The organism is Pectobacterium punjabense (assembly GCF_012427845.1).
Taxonomy (GTDB): Bacteria; Pseudomonadota; Gammaproteobacteria; order Enterobacterales; family Enterobacteriaceae; genus Pectobacterium; species Pectobacterium punjabense.
In genome coordinates, this window is the sequence record NZ_CP038498.1 from 1,422,457 (window position 1) to 1,440,675 (window position 18,219).

Sequence of the window (18,219 nt, forward strand, 5' to 3'; positions counted from 1 at the left end):
AGACTGATTCGGGCGTCAGTGAAACGGCGTGTGAGGCCATTTCGACGCGAGTTCTGTGTTAACGAGCCAATCGGAAGTTGACGGGCTGAACGGTCATGACGGTGATAGCCTGTCCGTTTTCGCGGTAAGGTGTACAGCGTGCTTGCGCCACAGCACTCATGGCCGCCTCATCTAAGGCTTCAACTCCGCTGCTGCGGGCAATATCGTGCCGGATTAAGCGACCTTCCGGGCTGATGACCAGACGCACTAGCACATCCCCCTCTTGCTGGAGACGTTTAGCGCGGCGGGGGTAATCCGGCTGTGGCACGATGCAACCAACGGACGCCACCTGTTTGGGCTGCGCACCGGGATGGTTCTGCATCATATTGCCTTTGCTGGTGCTGGTGAGCGCCCCTGCGGTGGCATCAGGTACGGCTGGCACGCTTTCTGGCGCTGGGGGCGCGGCAGGCTGACGCTCGGCCGTGGTTTTGGGGCGGACGGGCTGCGGTTTAACCACGGGTTTCACCGGCGGTTTCGGAACCTCTTTCTTAACGGGAGGCGGCGGGGTTTCTTGCCGTTCTACGATCGTTTTTTCCACGACGGGCGCGATTTCACGCTCGGCTTGTTCCGATGTGAGTACCGGCGGTTCCGGCGACAGTACGGGAACGGGTTCCGGTTCTGGGGCTTCAACCATCGTGGCCTGAATGCTCACGCTGGCAGCCGGATTAAGCAGGTTGATCGGCTTATATTCGGTAGTGCGAGTGATGAGCAAGGCTGCAACGCCAGCATGGATCAATGCCACCGCCAGAAAGCTGATTGCGATCCTTCTGGTTTCTCCCTGAGTAGATGCCCCGACGCTTAGCGATGACAGCGTGGTGACGTTTTCATACCGTGCTGCGGGAGTCGCCTCAGCGCGCGCGTTTAACGATAGGTGTTGCACGGATGCCTGTTGCACGTTTTCCCCTACTGCTCTTAGCTTACTGTGTTGGTGACGTCAGCCGACCAATCGTCATACTCTTTATTAATGATGTGCAACGAGGTAGAAAAAGTGTCACCACATAACGTGAATTTTTTACCCGTGTCTGATAGCACGGATGTGAATCCAGTAATCTGTGGTGTGCACGATAGCGATAGGCATGGTTTGCGCGAGCGAATCCAGCGTGTAGTTAATGTCATTGAGGGGGAAATTTCCGCTGACGCGTAAATCAGCGATGGCAGGGTCGAGCCTGATGATGCCTGGCGTGTAGTCGCGTAGCGAATTAATCACCGAAGCGAGTGAACGATCGCGGACTTCAAGTCGACCTTTCAGCCAGGCCATTTCTGATTCTGGCGTAATAGCGACCTGATAGAGCGTTGCGTCATCGAACCATACGCCTTGACCCGCATTAAGGCGCAGGCTTTGCCCGGCTCGGTTGGTAATTTTGGCGATGTTATCCAGTACGCCGACGTGTACGCCGCCGCTTTCATAGCGCACGTTCACATTGGCCTGGAGGGCGACAATATCACCCATTTGGGTCGCGATAACGAAGGGACGTTGGGTATCGGATCTGATTTCCGCGAAAATGCCCCCGGTGTGCAGGGAGACCTGACGTGCATGGCTCTCGGGTTGTACATTAACGTCGACGGCGGTACGCGCATTGAGCATGATCGCACTGCCGTCGCTGAGTGACACTTGCTGGCGCTGTGCTGTCGCGGTTTTCATATCAGACAGTAGTGGCGACAGCGGGTAGTGCTGATTGAGCAATAGACTGCTCAACGAGGCGATAGCGACCATGCCTAATCCGTATTGCAACACTTTTCGCCGCCCCGACGGCGCTAACAACGCCTGACGAATCGGGTCGTTGGGTAACGCGGCGAGAAGCGGTTGAAATTGCCCCAACGTTTGCTCGATGCGCTGGCAGGCGCGCTCATGCAGGACGTTTTCATCTCGCCAATGGCGGTAATCGTCATAGTCGGTCTGCGTTGCTTCACCGGACCGCAGCAATACCATCCATTCAATTGCCTGCTCGGCAATTGGGTCATCCATGTGTCTTCTGGCCATGCGGTTCACCTATAAATCACTGCTGTCTTGTGTTGCCAGGTAGCAGTTGGTGAGTGCTTTGGCGATATATTTTCTTACCATGCTGACGGAAACATCAAGCTTTTCGGCAATGTCGGCGTAGGTCATCCCATCAAGCTGGCTGTACAAAAAAGCCCGCCGTGCATTGGTAGACAGTCCGTCCAAGGCTTGATCGATAGTCAACAGTGCTTCTATTAACAGTTGCTGATCTTCCGGCGAGGGATGGTGAAATTCTGGCTTACTTGCCAGTGCCGTGAGATAGGCTTTTTCCAGATCGCGCCGACGCCAGTTTTCGTACAACACACGTTTAGCCAGCGTGGTCAGCATCGCTCGTGGCTCCTGCACGCTGGCGAGATCGGGTAGCGAGGCTAAACGTAAAAATGCTTCTGAGGCAACGTCTTCCGCTTCACAGCCGTAAGCAATACGGCGGCGTAATCGGTCCGTTAACCAGCGATAATCGCTGCGAAAAATAAGCGACAGTAAGTCGGTTTTTTTAACAGACTCGGTATACATGGGGAATCCTCAGCAACATAAACCACAACCTAAACAGACAATCTTTGAACCGGGATACCCCGAGGCCGCCAATACAGGGAAATTCGTTATTTCCGAATAAGAGCATTCTGTCTTGCGTTTTTAAGACAAAACACGGAAGAGTCAAACAACGATTTTCTTATATGTTTATTTAAAATTGTTATGTTGCTAAGAAATTTGTAAAAAAAGCCAGTTGGGGAGCGTGGAAGAGCAGAGTGAAGGAGAGAAATCGAGGTTCCAGACAGATTTATCCTTGTCTGACAGGCGATTATTCTTCTTCCCGAATCAGGATGAATAGGTTGGTTTTAGTAGAAAAAGGTATCCGGCGTTTTTTCAATCAGGCTGATTATTGTTAGATGAAATTTTATTCATAAAAAAAAATTATTGCTGTCACTTTTTCATCGTCATTGCACAACTCATACGAAGACCAATAAAAACTGATTTGTTGAAGCAATTGACGAGGGAAATATGAAAAAACGAGATGGTATCTCTCCCGCTCTGGGGCTGGGTTTTAAGCAACGCCTGCTTCTCACCAAAATGTTGACGATCAATACCGCTCTATTTGTCGGTGCGGCGACCTTACCGATTGCCGCCTATGCGGCGGGTGAGAATGACACGATTGCCTTTTCTATTCCGGCCGGTGACCTGCAAAAAGGATTGCTGGCAATCGCCAACCAAAGTCAGCAGACCCTCTCATTTAATCCTGCCTTGGTGGCGAATTATCAAAGCGCCGCGCTGAAGGGCAATTATTCGACGCGTCAGGCTATTTTGCGCTTATTACAGGGGACGCCGTTATTATTGACGACCACCGATAACGGTACGCTGACCATTATTTCTTCCCGCGCCAACGATGCGGAAGTGGCGCAGGCCAGCGATAACGCGCTGCCAGCGATTACTGTCAACGCCGGCAGCGAAGATGAAACGGTATTGAACCCTGGCACTTCGTCGTCAGCCTTACGTACCAGCACCTCGTTACAGCAAACGGCGCAGTCGGTTCAGGTCATCAGTAACAAACTGATTACGGAACGTCAGGCGACGTCACTGGAGGATGTACTGAAAAACTCGGGTAGCGTTGTCGCCGTTAAGTCAAACCGTGGTGAACCGACCTACTGGATACGCGGCTATGCGGTTACCTCTGGGGCAACGGATGGGCTATCCGGGTCCAGCAATGCAGGGATTGGCCGTGGCACTGAGATCGAGGGGGTTGAACGCGTCGAAGTGCTGAAAGGGCCACAGTCCGTGCTGGCGGGCAGCAGCTCGGCGGCGGGGACGATCAACGTGGTGCGTAAAAAACCGGTGACGGAACCGCTACGTCGAGTGAAAGTGGAAACGGCAAGCTACGGCGAGATAAAAACGTCGTTCGATTTAGGCGATGCCATTACCGAGGACAAGTCCTGGAGCTATCGCCTCAATGCATCCAGCATGAAGTCACGCAATGCCTTTCCTGACTTTAATGGCAATCACAGTGACTATTTAGCACCTGCGTTTACGTGGAAAAATGACAACACCACGCTGACGTTTGGGGCGGAAACCAGCCAGAACCGGCGTTCTGGCCCCGCGGGCACCGTGTATCTCAACGGCGCTATCCAGCAGTTGCCTAAATACCGTCTTGGTGACAAAGACGATCATAATAAAACCAAGACCACCAATACGTATTATGAGCTGGAGCAAAAGCTCGTTAACGATTGGACATTCAACAGCAAAGCGGGCTTTCAGAGTACCGCGTCTCAGATGAAGCTGAATGAAACGCTGGCCATCGCACCTAATGGAGCTAAAGTCAGCCACCCGCTGGCCTATAAATCTACCAATCAGACATTTAGCCTGCAAAATGATATTCGGGGGAAAATTGAGACGGGGCCTGTCACCCAGACCGTATTGTTCGGCCATGACTATAAGCATGAACGTTATGCCAGCTACGATAATGATTTTATTCTGTTGAATAATGGGAATATCTATAACTCGGATTCTCTCTCTTTCCCTGGCATCGGTGAACCAAGCTATCGCTCTTACACAACGAAATTAATCCAGAGCGGTTTCCTGTTTCAGGATCAGATCGATGTGTTTGATCGCCTGCATTTCCAGCTCTCGGTTAAACGCTCGACGTGGAATAACACGTATCTGGTCGGCGCAATGCCATCGGCCTTTACCACCAGCAAATGGATACCTAACTATGGCGTCAGCTTCGATATCACGCCAGATGTGACAATTTATGCCAATTTGCTGAACAGTTTTAGCGGTAATGCCGCGGTTACGCGTACCGGCATCCAACTGCCACCGACCACCGGGCAATCGAAGGAAGCGGGGCTGAAATTTAGCCTGCTGGAAGACGATCTGACGCTAACAACGGCGGTATTCAATATTGAGCAAAATAACCTGAGGGTGACGGATGCTAACGGCTTTCCGATCGCCTCCACCGGGAGAAAAAGCGAAGGGTTTGATGTCGATTTGAATGGTACGCTTTTGCCGGGATGGGATGTTTCAGCCAGTTATACCTACTCCACCAGCAAAGACCCAGGTACGGTGACATATCGGACCAACACGCCGCGCCATACCGCCAATATTTGGACGTCTTATGAGGTTCAGTCCGGTCGCTATCAGGGCTTTGGTGCCTCTGCCGGGATTAGCGGAACATCAAAAACCGAGAACGGGGATACGCGTCAAACCTTCACCATTGGAAGCCAGGCCTCCACGGACGTCACCGTCTTTTATCGTCAGCCAATCTGGTCAGTCACCTTTGGTGCCAATAACGTCTTCGATCGCGATATCTACTACACCAGCACGACACCGTTGTATATCGGTATGAAAGAAGGGCGGACATGGCGTCTCACCGGAACGTACTCGTTCTGATAACCCGTCTAGCGGATGGCCTGCATGGTCATCCAGACGAATTCGCAGGTAGAAACGGCGCATGAGCGTGAAAGAAGCGAGTACGACAAGACCGAGCATCGGCCAGATTCTGGTGCCCTATTGGCTGACGCCGGAGAAGTATCTGGCGCTGCTGATTCTGGTCATGATTATTAGCATCAATCTGGGAACGGCCTACATCAGCGTGGAGGCAAACCGTGTCGCTGGGAAATTTACCGATGCGCTGATTGGGGTGGATTGGGAGCAAATAAAACCGTTGTTTATCTTCAGCTTTATACTCGGCTTGGGCGCGATGATGCTGAAGTGGGTAAACGTACTGGGTCAAGGCTATCTGGCCTTGCGCTGGCGTACCTGGATGACGCTTCACTATATCCGCCGCTGGACGGGGACATCGGCTTATTACCAAATAGAAAGGGAAGGTGTGCTGCCGAACATCGATCAGCGCATTGCCGATGATGTGAATGAGCTGGTGACAGCTTCACTGAATTTCTTTCTCAATATTCTCTCGGTTGTCATCAGTACCGTCACCTACACGGCGCTATTGTGGTCGATTTCTGGCGTATTACGCTTTTCATTTATGGGCAGTGACTGGGCGATACCCGGCTATATGGTCTATGCCCTTTATATCGAATATGTTCTTCAGGTTGCCCTTTCGCACTGGCTTGGTAAGACATTGATTAAGCTGAATATGAACCAGCAGAATGCGGAAGGCGATTTCCGTTTTCTGGGTGTGCAACTGCGTGAAAATGCAGAACAGATTGCCTTTTATCAAGGCGGCAATCGGGAAGGCGAGCGACTTGCTCAGCGCTTTGCTCGCGTGCGTGATAATGCGCTGTCTGTGCTGTTGCGCGGCTTTAAAGTGTCGTTTGGTCAGAGCCTGTTTAGCCATTTCCTTTCTCCATTACCGACGCTGCTGGCATTGCCACAGTTGTTACGTGGCGAGATCACCTTTGGCGATTTGACACGGATTCAGATGGCTTACGGTTCTCTGGGGGCGGTGTTAAGTTATTTTATGCAAGCCTATCAGTCCTTTACCCGCTGGCTAGCACTGGCGAGGCGTTTGCAAGATATGGAAACTGCGCTGAATAAAAGCGAGCAGTCGCCGTCGCCTATTCGCGTGACGGAGCTGGATGTGCCGGGGTTTTCCTGTCGGGCACTGCATCTGTTAACGCCGGAGGGGCGTGCGCTGACGGCGCTCGACGACTGGCAGGTCTTACCCGGTGAACGTTGGATGGTGAACGGCGTATCCGGTGTGGGCAAGAGCACGCTGCTGCGTGCCTGTGCCGGACTATGGCAGCACGGTACAGGGGAAATTGTGCGTCCTCGCAACGGCCACACTCTCTTTTTACCACAAAAAAGTTATCTCCCGACAGGGACGCTGAAAGCGGCATTATGTTACCCCGGCAATGCGCAAGATTTTACCGACGAGCAGTGTCGACAGGCGCTGTTAGACAGTGAATTGCCGGATATGGTCACACAGTTGGAGAATGAAGATCGCTGGCAGCAGCGGCTATCCGGCGGCGAACAGCAGCGAATGGCAATAGCCCGCACGTTGCTGCACCGGCCCGACTTTATTTTTCTGGATGAAGCGACCAGCGCGCTCGATCCTGAAACCGAGCAGCGGGTTTATCAGGCGCTGGTGACTTGCTTGCCTGACAGCGCCATTATCAGCGTGGCGCACCGGGAAACATTAGCGACTTTCCATACTCATCATCTGCATCTGACACCGGCAATCGGAAGGGGCAGCGAGCCTGATAGGGAAGACCAGACTGGCGATGAAGCGACGTCGCATCAAGCGTTTAACGATCGCGGTTTTGCCTGACGTCATGAATGATGTGTTTTGAAACTCGCCGTGTGGGGTGGTCAATTCCTGTGATGTGTTAAATCGTCACAGGAATACTCGATCGGTGCGTCGAGCATAGGCAGGTTATTGCGTCTCTAAGAGTCGGAAAATAAGAGGCGCTTTTCCCTGTTTGTCTGGGTAATCGGCAATTAACGTGAGATCGGTTTTTTTCTCTCCAGACCAGAGCTGACACTCGATTCTTGTTTGCTGCGGGCTGGCGTCCATCGCATAACTGTACAGGGGAATCCTTCCTGTTTTATCAGGCGTAAAAGCAACGTCGTAAGGCGGAACCGCCAACTCAGCCATGTTTTCCCCCGCGCTCTCCAGTTCCTCAATCATCTCTTCGTAAATAGCTGGGCTCACACCAAAATTTACCAGAGTAACCGGATCGCCATGTTGGATGCCGCGCAACAGCTCACTCACGAGCCGATAGACTTCATCTTTGTCGCCTGTCATCTCTCATTTCCTTGGTTTTAGAAAATATGGCGACATGCTACGTGTTCTCGTCGCCGTCGTCTTCATCGGCGAATAAGATATTCATCATGCCCTGCGGGTTATTTAAAAACTGCCGGGTGATTTGATAGTGCTCCGTATCCTGCCACTCCACCTGTTGAATGCCATTTTCATCGAACTGATAAATCACCGCGTTGGGGTAAGCCAGAATAATCGGGGAATGAGTAGCAATAATGAACTGACACCCAGAGTTCACTAGCTGGTGGATACGCGCTAGCGCAGTGAGTTGCCGGGTAGGGGACAGTGCAGCTTCCGGTTCGTCCAGCAGGTAAAACCCATTGGCACCGAAGCGGTGGTTTAACAATGCCATAAACGATTCGCCGTGCGACTGCTGGTGGAGCGAAACACCACCGTAAGCCAGTTGAATCAGGCCGGGGTCGATATTTTCTATTTCTGTTGCGACATTGAAAAAACTTTCTGCCCGTAAAAAATAGCCGGTGCGTGGGCGTTTAATACCTTTGACGATACGGAGGTGGTCGCTCAGGCTGGAATGGGAATCTCGCGTGCTGAAATTGATGTTACGCGAACCGCCTTCCGGGTTGAAGCCCATCACGATTGCCAAGGCTTCTAACAATGTCGATTTCCCAGAACCGTTCTCGCCAACAAGAAAAGTGACATCGGGATGAAAGCGAATCTTTTCGAGATCCTTTATCGCCGGAATATTTAATGGGTAAGTATGTGGATCGAGTGTTTTCTGTGGATGGAAATAGACGCGTTGTAAATAGGGTTTATCATGCTGTTCCACTTTATTCCCCTTGTGATACTGAGAGGTGGTTACTCGCTTCTGGATGGTGTATTTCTATTAGAATGATGAAAGATTTTCAGCGCAATAAGGCCCCCTATCAGTAAGATTACACTGGTTATGAGTACGTTAATTGGCAGCGTTGAATTTGACAAGAATAGGCCAGAAGTAGCGGTGACGAGAGAGAATAATGTAGTGATGACAGTAATAGCCGAGACATCATATTCTGATATTTTACGCTTGAAAATTATTTTCTTAGTCGCCAGGACTATTATGGCACCGATGAAGCATCCAGCGACGGACATGGCAATGCTTGAATAGGCCTTGTCGGTGACAGCAAGGTAACCTGCGATGAGGAGAATAAAAAAGTTGAAAATAACCAATAGTGATATTTTCCTTTTCACGATTTTTTCCTGTATTGAATATCATTATATTTTAGGTGAGAAACGATATCGGTTGTTCGGTTATTTTACGCAATTTACGGCATCTGGCCTATTTTATATGTCATGATTTAATCGGTATAGAATAGATAAAATATAGCTATGTGGAATACATGATGGTAATAAGTGGTACGTCGCCAAAAGTGATTTCCCGTTTAAATAATGTGTTCTTTCCGGTGATCACATTACTATCAAATTGACGCCGACGGATGATACCGTCGGCGTCATGGATGATTAGAAGGAAACGTCGATACCGCCGCGCAGTACTTCTTCGTTACCCCGGTCAGCAAAGTGTTTGTCAGCACGCAGGAAGAAACGCGCATCGGCTGCCTTACCTACGTCCAGCCGCACGCCTGCCCACTGGGAGTCTTTGTCCAGTCGGATGCCGGGAATATCCAGGCGTTCTCCTTCGCGACCCAAACCGCTCCAGCGTGCGGTCACATCCAGCGAAGGATTGGTAAACGCATGCTGATATTCACCGTTTATGCCGATGCTGCTCCACCATCCCTGATTCCATTGCAGCAGGGCGCGCAGGTTAACCCCTGTCAGACCGACGGTACGAGAGTAATCGTTGCCTTCCCCCGTCAGACCGAATGCGCTGCCGGTATCCGTAAAGCCACCGGTAGACAGGTAGCTGTATTTGAGTCCCGCATAGGGCTGTACGCTAAAGATATCGTTGAGCGCCCATTCGTAGCCAGTTTTGAGCAGGCTCTGCCAGCTATCGCTTGAGGTACTGCTGGAAACGGCTTCGACATTATTCAGTAAGACCGAACGGTTCAGCTTATCGCGGCCATGTTGATAGCTCAGGTTACCCTGAACATACCATTCTGGCGTGAGGTTATAACGGGCATAGGTCATCACCCCGTGCAGCTTATTCTCACTGTTGCCGCCGCTACCGGCGTAATCGGCTTTGATCTGGCTGTTGGTATAGGCAATCCCGGCACGTAATCCCGATGTGTTAAAATCAGTATCCGTCCCGATGGCGGTCAGGGTGATATCGTAATCGCTACCCAAATAGCCTTTTTGATTGAGATTGCCGCGCAGCTTGCCCGTCTCAATCCACAGTCCGTAGCTTTTCTCTCTTCCCAATAAATCCAGACGGTTGTTCAGCAACTGATTCTGATAATCCAGGCTGTTAAACAGGATGGCGTTGCTGGACGCGTGCGCCTGACCAGACAATGAATCCAGTGCGATAGCGGCAGCACCCGTACTGCCTAACTGCTGGAAGGCGGCGGCTTTGGCCAGCAAGCTGGATTGTTGATCGGTTGTTGAAGACAAGGTAGACCAGCGGTCGGCAACCCGTAGCGCCGATTCGATATTGGCAGCGGTCTGCAACTGTGCCGCGCTTTGTAAGCCGCTGCTGGTGACTGCATCGACGGTGTTGAGGCGGCTGAATGCACCCGTCACGTCGTTGCTGCCGTAAGTCAGATTTCCCGTCAGGAACAGCCCGAGATTGGTGGTGCTAAATGTGCCACTGATCCCCTGATTGCTGTGCAACAGCGTTTCCTGTGCCTGAACGATGTAGGTATCGCTGGGCAGGCCAACGCGTAATGTGCCATCCAGCGCTGCGCTGCCTTCAACGGTGAACGGGTTGGCTAGCGTTACGCTCAGCAGGCCGTTGCTGCCTTGGGTATAATTGCCCCCGACGGTCAGCCCGCCCTCTGCGGTGGTGGCAACGATACCCGTGTTACTCACATTGCCGCCAATGCGGCCTCTTCCTGCCAGCGTGCCAGCCTCGGATACCGTCGCGTTACCGACGATTGAACCATCAACGTAGAGACTATTGGCGGTGACTTGCGTATCGCCCCTATAGGTATTGCTGCCCGTCAGATGAAGCACACCGCCTGCATTGTTGGCACCGTTGACGATCAGCCCATAGTCGCCGCTGATGTCGTTAGAAAATGTGTAGTCACCTGCGGTTAAACGCGCAGTAAAATTATCGGCATAAAACATCGCCGGGCCTTTTATCGCCTTCTCAACGTTCATGTCGCCCCAGCCAAACGTATCGTTATAAGGTCGACCGTTAGCGGTGTCTGCTATTGAAATATAGACCGGATGAAACACGCTGTTGATGATATTGCCATCGTTGTCTCTGATGATTTCGTAGTAAGAATTATCAGGATCATAGCGGTTGAACCCATCAGTATGGTAGGTCGCAGTAGTCAGCAGTGTTTGTTGCAGGTTGTACCCAGTCATCCACGGATAGACGGCCTGTACCCGTGAAGCTCCGCCTGCCACGCGTGGAGCGGCAAATGACGTGCCGTGTTCTCGTTCTGAAAACTCACTGCCCGCAACGGGGTAATCTACATAGCCTGGTGCACTCATGCAATAAGCGGCGACATTGCCACAGGCATCAAAGAGATAGAGCTCAGCGGGGCGCGTGGTGCCTTCACCGCCTACCCATTCAGGGATGTAGCCCGTCACGGCCAAAATGCCTTTTTGCAATGAGGCATCGCTAAAAATCAGTGGGATTTGGGTATTGGGTGAGGGGGTTGAGCCTGCATTGTTCCCCGTGGCGACGATGCTCAGTGCTTCGGCATCGACGATACTGCTCAATTGGTTACGGACTAGGAGGTAGCCCAAGCTGTTACTGGCATTATTCAGCTCTGCGGTGGTGGTGAGTCGCTCATCCGCAGCATAAGACATATTGATAATTTTCACGCCTGAATTGAGTAGCCAGTTTACGGCAGACGTGGTGTTTTGATCGCCGAAACGGTTTTGGAATGATGCTTGTGCAATATAGAGTTCGCTGTCCGGTGCTACGCCGCCCTCATAATTTGCCGTGGCCAAGCCAGCTGCCGCCAACGCAACCAGCGTACCGTGGCCGTTAACGCCCTGATTGTCGTGAAGCTGTGAACTGCCACCGACAAAAGAGGAAAAATGCAGGTTGCTGTAGTTAAATTCTGGTCGAGCCGCTTCCAGACCAGAGTCAATAATCCCGACTTTAACGGCAGACACTGTCGGTGTTGTTGGTGTTGTCGGCGTGGTTGGTGTAGTTGGTGTAGTTGGTGTTGTGGGCGTGGTTGAATTGCTGGAAAGGGTAACGTTGTTACCTGTGCCCCCTTTTCCCGTACATCCAGCCAAAACCAATAAAGCCAGACCAATATGCGCAGCCAGTATGGAGCGATGGAAGACGGTTTTTTTATTTGGAGAGCGTAGCGATAGCGTGCTTTCTTGCTGTGCCATAGTCGTTTCCCTGGAGGATAAGAGACATAAAATTTCCTCCCGAATGACGTCGGGACGAAATAACGGATAGTTGTCCATTGGGCGAATAACGTAATGGAAGGCTAATGGGGGATCAGTGCCTTCGAAAAATGGCTGGTTATTTCGCTTTCATTGTCTTTGTGGGATGAGTAATAAAAAGCGTCAGCGATCATGAGGTATTTTTTACTGATTCTTTATGGATAGCCGAATGAATACGTTTTTCTTCCCCACAGGCGTGATGTCACTACGTTGATGTTGGCACCGTGTGGTAAATGGATTCACGCAGGGTGATGGGATCTGCTACGTTGTAGCGACCGTATTTGATTGAATCAGGATAAGCCGATGCTGGAATTACGCCCTAACTGTGAACGCTGTGACTGTGATTTACCGCCGGACGCAGAAACCTATATCTGCTCCTATGAGTGCACGTTCTGTCCTGACTGTGCGGATTCCCTATTTCACCACGTCTGCCCGAACTGCGGTGGTGGATTGGTCAAACGGCCCGTGCGGCCGGCACGTTGTCTGGTGAACGATCCGGCCTCAACGATCCGCATTATCAAATCGCACTGACGGCGCGCGGGTTGTTGTGCATCCCTCCTTGTTATTGCAAAAAATGGAACATCTCGTTCAGTAATTCCCGATTTCTCCTGTCAACGTGCGGCGTATAGTGAGAATTAACCGTATTTTATGACGAATGTCGGCAGATGATGCGTTCGGTGCACGACGTCAGGAGAGAAACGTGAATCAAGATTATATTGTTGTTCAGCAGCCCTCGGAGGCGAATCGCTTAATCCTGCTGTTCCATGGCGTGGGTGATACCGCGGCGGGTATGGCGCAAATTGGGCGCTATTTTGCTGCCGCATTACCGCAGGCGATGGTGGTCAGCATTGCTGGGCCGTTTAGTACTGGCTATGGCGATGGACGGCAGTGGTTCTCTGTTCAGGGCGTGACGGAAGAGAATCGGTTATCGCGCATTGAAGCCAACCTGCCGCGTTTTGTTGATACGGTGCGCCACTGGCAGGAACAAAGCGGCATTAGTGCAGAACAAACCGTACTGGTGGGGTTCTCGCAGGGGAGCATTATGTCGCTGGAAGCGTTGAAGTCCGAAGCCTCACTCGCTGGACACATTATTGCTTTCAGCGGCCGTTTTGCTGTTTTACCAGAGACGGCATTTGCCGATGTTGTGGTGCACCTGATTCATGGTAAAGCGGACGGTGTGATTGTGGTTGGGCATGCGCATGCTGCTGCTCATCGCTTTCAGGAACTGGGGACGTCGTTTACGGTGGATAGTGTACCCGGCGTTGGGCACGGCATTGATGAACGGATGCTGAAACTGGCATTGGCTTACCTTAAATAAACGCGATTCCATTATACTTCCGGCAGCCGTAGCGTTGGCTCTTTAGGCCAACGTACAAGCAGCTTGAAGTATGACGGGTATATCGGTTATTTTGATAACGAACGTTGCCTCTATTTAAATTAAATAATATGTTTTTTGAATAATGGTTTTTATCCATATTAAAAATAATATTATCCATATTGGAATGTTAAATAATATCGGCAATGTTTTGATTTGTGTTGAGTGTTCAATATTTACCTTCTTTTTTCGGATATAACTATCACATCCTTATGGAAAAAGAGGGTGTGCCATGTTTAAGCGTATTAAAGTCATTACCATCCTTGTCATTTTATTGTTTGTATTAGGAATATCTCAGTTTTTAACAGGGGCGCTATCCGTTCGGGCATTGATGAACGATAGAGACAGTTTCCTTGTTTCTCAACGCTCTAACCAGAATGTGGCCGCCTTTACTGATGCCTGGATTATGATGAACCAGACACGCATCGCTATCGGATCTATTATACAAAACATGATGATGGGGAATGCGGATAAAGAGGCCATGCAGGCACTCTTACAGCAAGCCAAATCGCAATTGGCTGCTTCAGAGAGTAGCTATAAATATTATTTGTCTCTGCCTAATACGCCCGGATTGGATGAGTCATTATCTAAAAAACTTGAAGAGAGTTATACCGCCTACGATAAGTTGCTGAACGATATTGTTGATTCGCTTTCCGGTGGGTTAGCAGGGGCAGCGATGAAATTGAGCGGTGGGGCGACGCCATTTAACGTGGCGATGCAGGATGCCTATATTGCGTGGCGTGCGGCACAAAACCAGCTGTCAGACGACGGTTTACAGGAAAACCACGTCGCGTTTGAAACGATGCTGTGGGTTTTAGGCGCACTCTCTGTGGTTGTCGTGCTGGTGATTCTTCTCAGTTGGATCGGGTTGCAGCGCATCCTTTTACATCCGCTGCGCACGCTCATGCAACATATCAGCGCCATTGCTGAAGGTAATCTAACGCAGCATATTGATACTAGCGGCCGTAATGAGATGAGCCAACTGGCGGCGGGGCTACACCATATGCAGCAGTCACTAACCCGCACCGTGAGCTTGGTACGCGACAGTTCCCACTCCATCCACGCGGGTGCCAGTGAAATTTCAGCGGGCAGTAATGACCTGTCTTCGCGTACGGAGCAGCAGGCCGCCTCGTTACAGGAAACGGCTGCCAGTATGGAACAACTGACCTCAACGGTGAAGCAAAACTCAGACAATGCACGTCAGGCCACATTGCTGGCAAAAAATGCGTCAGAGACGGCGAATAAAGGTGGCATTGTGGTTAATAACGTCGTGAAAACGATGGATGAGATATCTGATAGCTCACGGAAAATTGCCCACATTACCAGCGTGATTGATGGTATTGCTTTCCAAACCAATATTCTTGCGCTGAATGCAGCGGTTGAAGCTGCGCGAGCTGGGGAGCAAGGGCGTGGCTTTGCCGTGGTGGCGGGTGAAGTGCGCACGTTGGCACAGCGCAGTGCGCAGGCCGCAAAAGAGATCAAAGTGCTGATTGATGATTCGGTTAGCCGTTCGAATACCGGTTCTTTGCAGGTGAAAGACGCGGGCGATACGATGAAGGAAATCGTCAGTGCCGTGAGCCGGGTAACGGATATTATGGGCGAAATCGCATCAGCATCGGATGAGCAAAGCCGGGGTATCGATCAGGTCGGACAGGCGATCAATGAAATGGATCGCGTCACGCAGCAAAATGCCTCGCTGGTTGAAGAATCGGCTTCTGCCGCCGCGGCATTGGAAGAACAGGCTAGATTTTTGCAGAACGCGGTTGAGGTGTTCAATATTAACCAGGCGATAACGCAGGCACATCGTGTCGAGAGCGTACCCTCTCCGGCTGCATTACCGACATCGCTATTGCCCAAACCTGTGTCCGGCAGATCATCGAATGCGAATTGGGAAACGTTTTAACTGAGGAATCGTGCTGCTGCTGATCGAAACGTATAGCACAACAAAGCAATGCAGGCCGTAATGGCCTGCATTGTCGTTTTAACCGGGAACAACCCGCTTTAAACGCGCTCGACGATCATCGCGATGCCTTGCCCGCCGCCGATGCACAGCGTCGCCAACCCCAGCGTTTTGTTATAGCTGTGCAGCGCATGTACCAGCGTAACGAGAATACGCGCGCCGCTCGCGCCGATAGGGTGGCCTAATGCAATCGCGCCGCCGTTAACGTTCACCTTGGCTGGATCGAGTTGGAGATCGCGCTGTACCGCTAGGAACTGTGCGGCAAAGGCTTCATTGGCTTCGATCAGGTCAATATCGCCGAGCGTCAACCCAGCCTTGATCAGCGCTTTCTGCGTCGCAGGAATTGGCCCCAGTCCCATGACGTCACTCGGCACGCCGGCGGAGGCCCAGCTACGGATGCGCGCTAGTGGGGTAATCCCCTGTTTTTTCGCTTCGGATTCACGCATTAACACCAGCGTCGCGGCCGCGTCATTAATGCCGGATGCATTGCCTGCGGTAACAGTGCCGTTAGCGGAAAAAGCAGGACGTAACGTCGCCAGCGACGCCAGCGTGGTGTCTGCGCGAGGGAATTCGTCCCGATCGAAAATCCGTGTCTCTTTTTTGCTACGCAGCGACAGCGGGGTAATTTCGGCTTTGAAGCGGCCCGCTTCAATCGCGGCGACCGCTTTCTGTTGCGACGCCAGCGCTACCCGATCCTGTTCTTCTCGCGTGAGCTGATAGCGATCGGCGATATTTTCTGCCGTGGTGCCCATGTGGTAATCATTAAATGCGCACCACAGGCCATCCTTAATCATGATGTCAACGAGTTTGCCATCCCCCATGCGGTAACCGTGGCGTGCTTTTTCCAGCAGATAAGGCGCGGCGCTCATGTTTTCCATCCCGCCGGTCACACAGACCTGGTTATCTCCAGACAGAATAGACTGCGCCCCCAGCACAACCGCTTTTAAGCCGGAACCACATACTTTGCTGACGGTCAGCGAGGGCGTTTCAACGGCGATACCGGCGGCCTGACTCGCCTGATGCGCGGGGTTTTGCCCCAGACCGGCTTGCAGCACGTTGCCGAGAATCACTTCATCAATCGCCAACGTGTCCGGCAGCGTAGACAGACAGTCGCGAATGGTGGCAGAAGCCATCTCGATAGCAGATGTGTTGGCCAGACTGCCTGCGAATTTGCCAATCGCGGTGCGTTTGGCACTAACAATAACAACGGAGTCGTTCATGGTCGCCTCGATTAATGAATGCTGAAGGGTTGTAAATCGGCGGACACGATGAAGTTCGCCTCGGTTTTCTGGCGCAGCTCGTCCACGGTGATGTTCGGGCTGATTTCGGTCAGCACCATTTGCCTGTCGATAAACTGGAAGACCGCCAGTTCAGTGACGACCATGCTGACTTTATTGGCGGCGGTCAGTGGGTAGGTGCACTGATGCAATAACTTCGCATCGCCATTTTTGGCGCAGTGCTCAAGGGCGATGATGACCTTCTTGGCGCCGACAACCAGATCCATTGCGCCGCCCATGCCGGGCACCATTTTTCCCGGTACCATCCAGTTGGCGAGGTTGCCATGTTCATCGACCTGCAAACCGCCCAACACGCAGACATCGACATGACCGCCACGAATTAGCGCAAAGGAAAACGCGCTGTCGAACATGGCCGCACCAGGCACCATGCCGCATGCCTGACCCCCGGCGTTAACCAGATTGCCATCCGGTTCGGTAACCGCGCCGAGTCCCAAAAAGCCGTTCTCTGATTGGAAAGTGACTTCGATGCCGTGCGGCACGTAATTCGCCACTTTGGTGGGTAAGCCAATACCTAAATTCACCACGTCACCGTTTTTCAGTTCCTGCGCGACGCGGCGGGCGATTAATTCTTTCGCATCCATTATTTCTCTCCCAAATACAGGTGATCGACCAGCGCGGCTGGGGTGACAATACATTCCGGTGCTAATTGACCAACCGGAATAACCTGCTCGCATTGCGCCACGACTTTCTTCGCGGCAAGCGCAATGAGCGGGTTAAAATTACGGGCGGTGAGGTGATAAATAAGATTTCCGCTGGTGTCGGCAATGCTGGCCTGTAATATGGCGAGATCGGCCTTAATGGGCAGTTCTAATAAATAAGTAATATCGTTAATGGTTATTTTTTGCTTATTTTCTTCGACGATGGTGCCAACGCCGGTTGGCGTTAAAAAACCGCCTAGCCCCGCGCCACCGCTGCGAATGCGTTCCGCCAGCGTCCCTTGTGGCACTAGCTCTACGTCCAGTTCACCGGAGAGCATACGGCGTCCAGTTTCTGGATTCGTACCAATGTGTGAAGTAATCAGTTTTTTTACCTGACCGCTGACAATTAACGGCCCAACGCCGGTATCGACAAATCCGGTATCATTTCCAATCAGGGTTAAATCAGAGACGCCGGATTTAATGATTTCATCTACCAATAATTTCGGTGTTCCGACGCCCATAAAACCACCGAACATAATTGTCATTCCGTCAAATAAATAAGAACGGAAATGGCTGGCATCAATGACTTTATTGTTCATTGCATATTTACTCTTAAATAATGACTCTGAAAGTTGTTGCTCTGAAAAATGGCCGCACGAATCCCCGCAGATAAATAAATATCTGATAATCATGGCGGCACATGTACGTTATTTAGCGGGAACAGAGGGAATTG

The 18,219-nt window shown here is 51.5% G+C and carries 15 protein-coding genes; 6 read left to right on the top strand and 9 right to left on the bottom strand.

All coding sequences use genetic code 11. The annotated features are described in order from the left end of the window. Positions 1-58 precede the first annotated feature (58 nt). From E2566_RS06310 to E2566_RS06320, 3 genes are all read right to left on the bottom strand, one after another. Complete coding sequence (locus E2566_RS06310) at positions 59-934, bottom strand: energy transducer TonB (RefSeq protein WP_107168333.1); 876 nt, start codon at positions 932-934, stop codon at positions 59-61. A gap of 117 nt (positions 935-1,051) precedes the next feature. After that, positions 1,052-2,005: a FecR family protein gene (locus tag E2566_RS06315; RefSeq protein WP_107168332.1), complete on the bottom strand. Its 954-nt coding sequence runs from the start codon at positions 2,003-2,005 to the stop codon at positions 1,052-1,054. Between the two features lie 24 nt (positions 2,006-2,029). Further along, a complete protein-coding gene (locus tag E2566_RS06320; RefSeq protein ID WP_107168331.1) occupies positions 2,030-2,551 on the bottom strand; it encodes a sigma-70 family RNA polymerase sigma factor in 522 nt (173 codons plus the stop codon). A gap of 486 nt (positions 2,552-3,037) precedes the next feature. Here E2566_RS06320 and E2566_RS06325 point away from each other — a divergent pair, with 486 nt between their 5' ends. Together E2566_RS06325 and E2566_RS06330 are read left to right on the top strand one after the other, a co-directional pair. Further along, the gene (locus E2566_RS06325) at positions 3,038-5,416 is read left to right on the top strand and encodes a TonB-dependent siderophore receptor (protein ID WP_107168330.1); all 2,379 of its coding nucleotides are present in this window, start codon (positions 3,038-3,040) and stop codon (positions 5,414-5,416) included. Positions 5,417-5,477: 61 nt separating this feature from the next. Continuing rightward, positions 5,478-7,256 (top strand): ABC transporter ATP-binding protein/permease, encoded by a 1,779-nt coding sequence (locus E2566_RS06330; RefSeq protein WP_107168329.1) that lies wholly within the window; start codon positions 5,478-5,480, stop codon positions 7,254-7,256. A 105-nt stretch (positions 7,257-7,361) separates the two neighbouring features. On the opposite strand, the gene E2566_RS06335 is transcribed toward E2566_RS06330, so the two are convergent. Further along, the gene (locus E2566_RS06335; RefSeq protein WP_107168328.1) at positions 7,362-7,733 is read right to left on the bottom strand and encodes a hypothetical protein; all 372 of its coding nucleotides are present in this window, start codon (positions 7,731-7,733) and stop codon (positions 7,362-7,364) included. Between the two features lie 37 nt (positions 7,734-7,770). After that, positions 7,771-8,535, bottom strand: a complete 765-nt coding sequence (locus tag E2566_RS06340; protein ID WP_107168327.1) for an AAA family ATPase — start codon at positions 8,533-8,535, stop codon at positions 7,771-7,773. A 117-nt stretch (positions 8,536-8,652) separates the two neighbouring features. Between E2566_RS06340 and E2566_RS06345 the strand changes: the two genes are divergently transcribed. Then, positions 8,653-8,853, top strand: a complete 201-nt coding sequence (locus E2566_RS06345) for a hypothetical protein (RefSeq protein WP_165800629.1) — start codon at positions 8,653-8,655, stop codon at positions 8,851-8,853. A 353-nt stretch (positions 8,854-9,206) separates the two neighbouring features. On the opposite strand, the gene E2566_RS06350 is transcribed toward E2566_RS06345, so the two are convergent. Beyond that, positions 9,207-12,158, bottom strand: coding sequence for an autotransporter serine protease (locus E2566_RS06350; RefSeq protein WP_107168325.1), 2,952 nt, complete (start codon positions 12,156-12,158; stop codon positions 9,207-9,209). A gap of 360 nt (positions 12,159-12,518) precedes the next feature. Between E2566_RS06350 and E2566_RS06355 the strand changes: the two genes are divergently transcribed. The 3 genes from E2566_RS06355 (at position 12,519) to E2566_RS06365 (ending at position 15,493) form a co-directional block, all read left to right on the top strand. After that, the gene (locus tag E2566_RS06355) at positions 12,519-12,746 is read left to right on the top strand and encodes a DUF1272 domain-containing protein (RefSeq protein WP_107168324.1); all 228 of its coding nucleotides are present in this window, start codon (positions 12,519-12,521) and stop codon (positions 12,744-12,746) included. A 169-nt stretch (positions 12,747-12,915) separates the two neighbouring features. After that, on the top strand, positions 12,916-13,533 hold the full coding sequence (gene ypfH, locus E2566_RS06360; RefSeq protein WP_107168323.1) for an esterase: 618 nt from the start codon (positions 12,916-12,918) through the stop codon (positions 13,531-13,533). A gap of 289 nt (positions 13,534-13,822) precedes the next feature. Beyond that, positions 13,823-15,493 carry a methyl-accepting chemotaxis protein gene (locus tag E2566_RS06365; RefSeq protein ID WP_107168322.1) on the top strand — a complete coding sequence of 557 codons (1,671 nt, stop codon included), beginning with the start codon at positions 13,823-13,825 and terminating at the stop codon, positions 15,491-15,493. A 98-nt stretch (positions 15,494-15,591) separates the two neighbouring features. Here E2566_RS06365 and E2566_RS06370 read toward each other — a convergent pair whose 3' ends face one another. From E2566_RS06370 to atoD, 3 genes are read right to left on the bottom strand one after another with little or no spacing between them, the layout of a single operon-like run. Next, complete coding sequence (locus tag E2566_RS06370) at positions 15,592-16,770, bottom strand: acetyl-CoA C-acetyltransferase (RefSeq protein ID WP_107168321.1); 1,179 nt, start codon at positions 16,768-16,770, stop codon at positions 15,592-15,594. A gap of 11 nt (positions 16,771-16,781) precedes the next feature. Then, on the bottom strand, positions 16,782-17,429 hold the full coding sequence (locus tag E2566_RS06375; protein WP_107168320.1) for a 3-oxoacid CoA-transferase subunit B: 648 nt from the start codon (positions 17,427-17,429) through the stop codon (positions 16,782-16,784). After that, the gene (gene atoD, locus E2566_RS06380) at positions 17,429-18,085 is read right to left on the bottom strand and encodes an acetate CoA-transferase subunit alpha (RefSeq protein ID WP_015730933.1); all 657 of its coding nucleotides are present in this window, start codon (positions 18,083-18,085) and stop codon (positions 17,429-17,431) included. The genes E2566_RS06375 and atoD overlap by 1 nt, the downstream gene beginning before the upstream one ends. Positions 18,086-18,219: the final 134 nt, after the last annotated feature.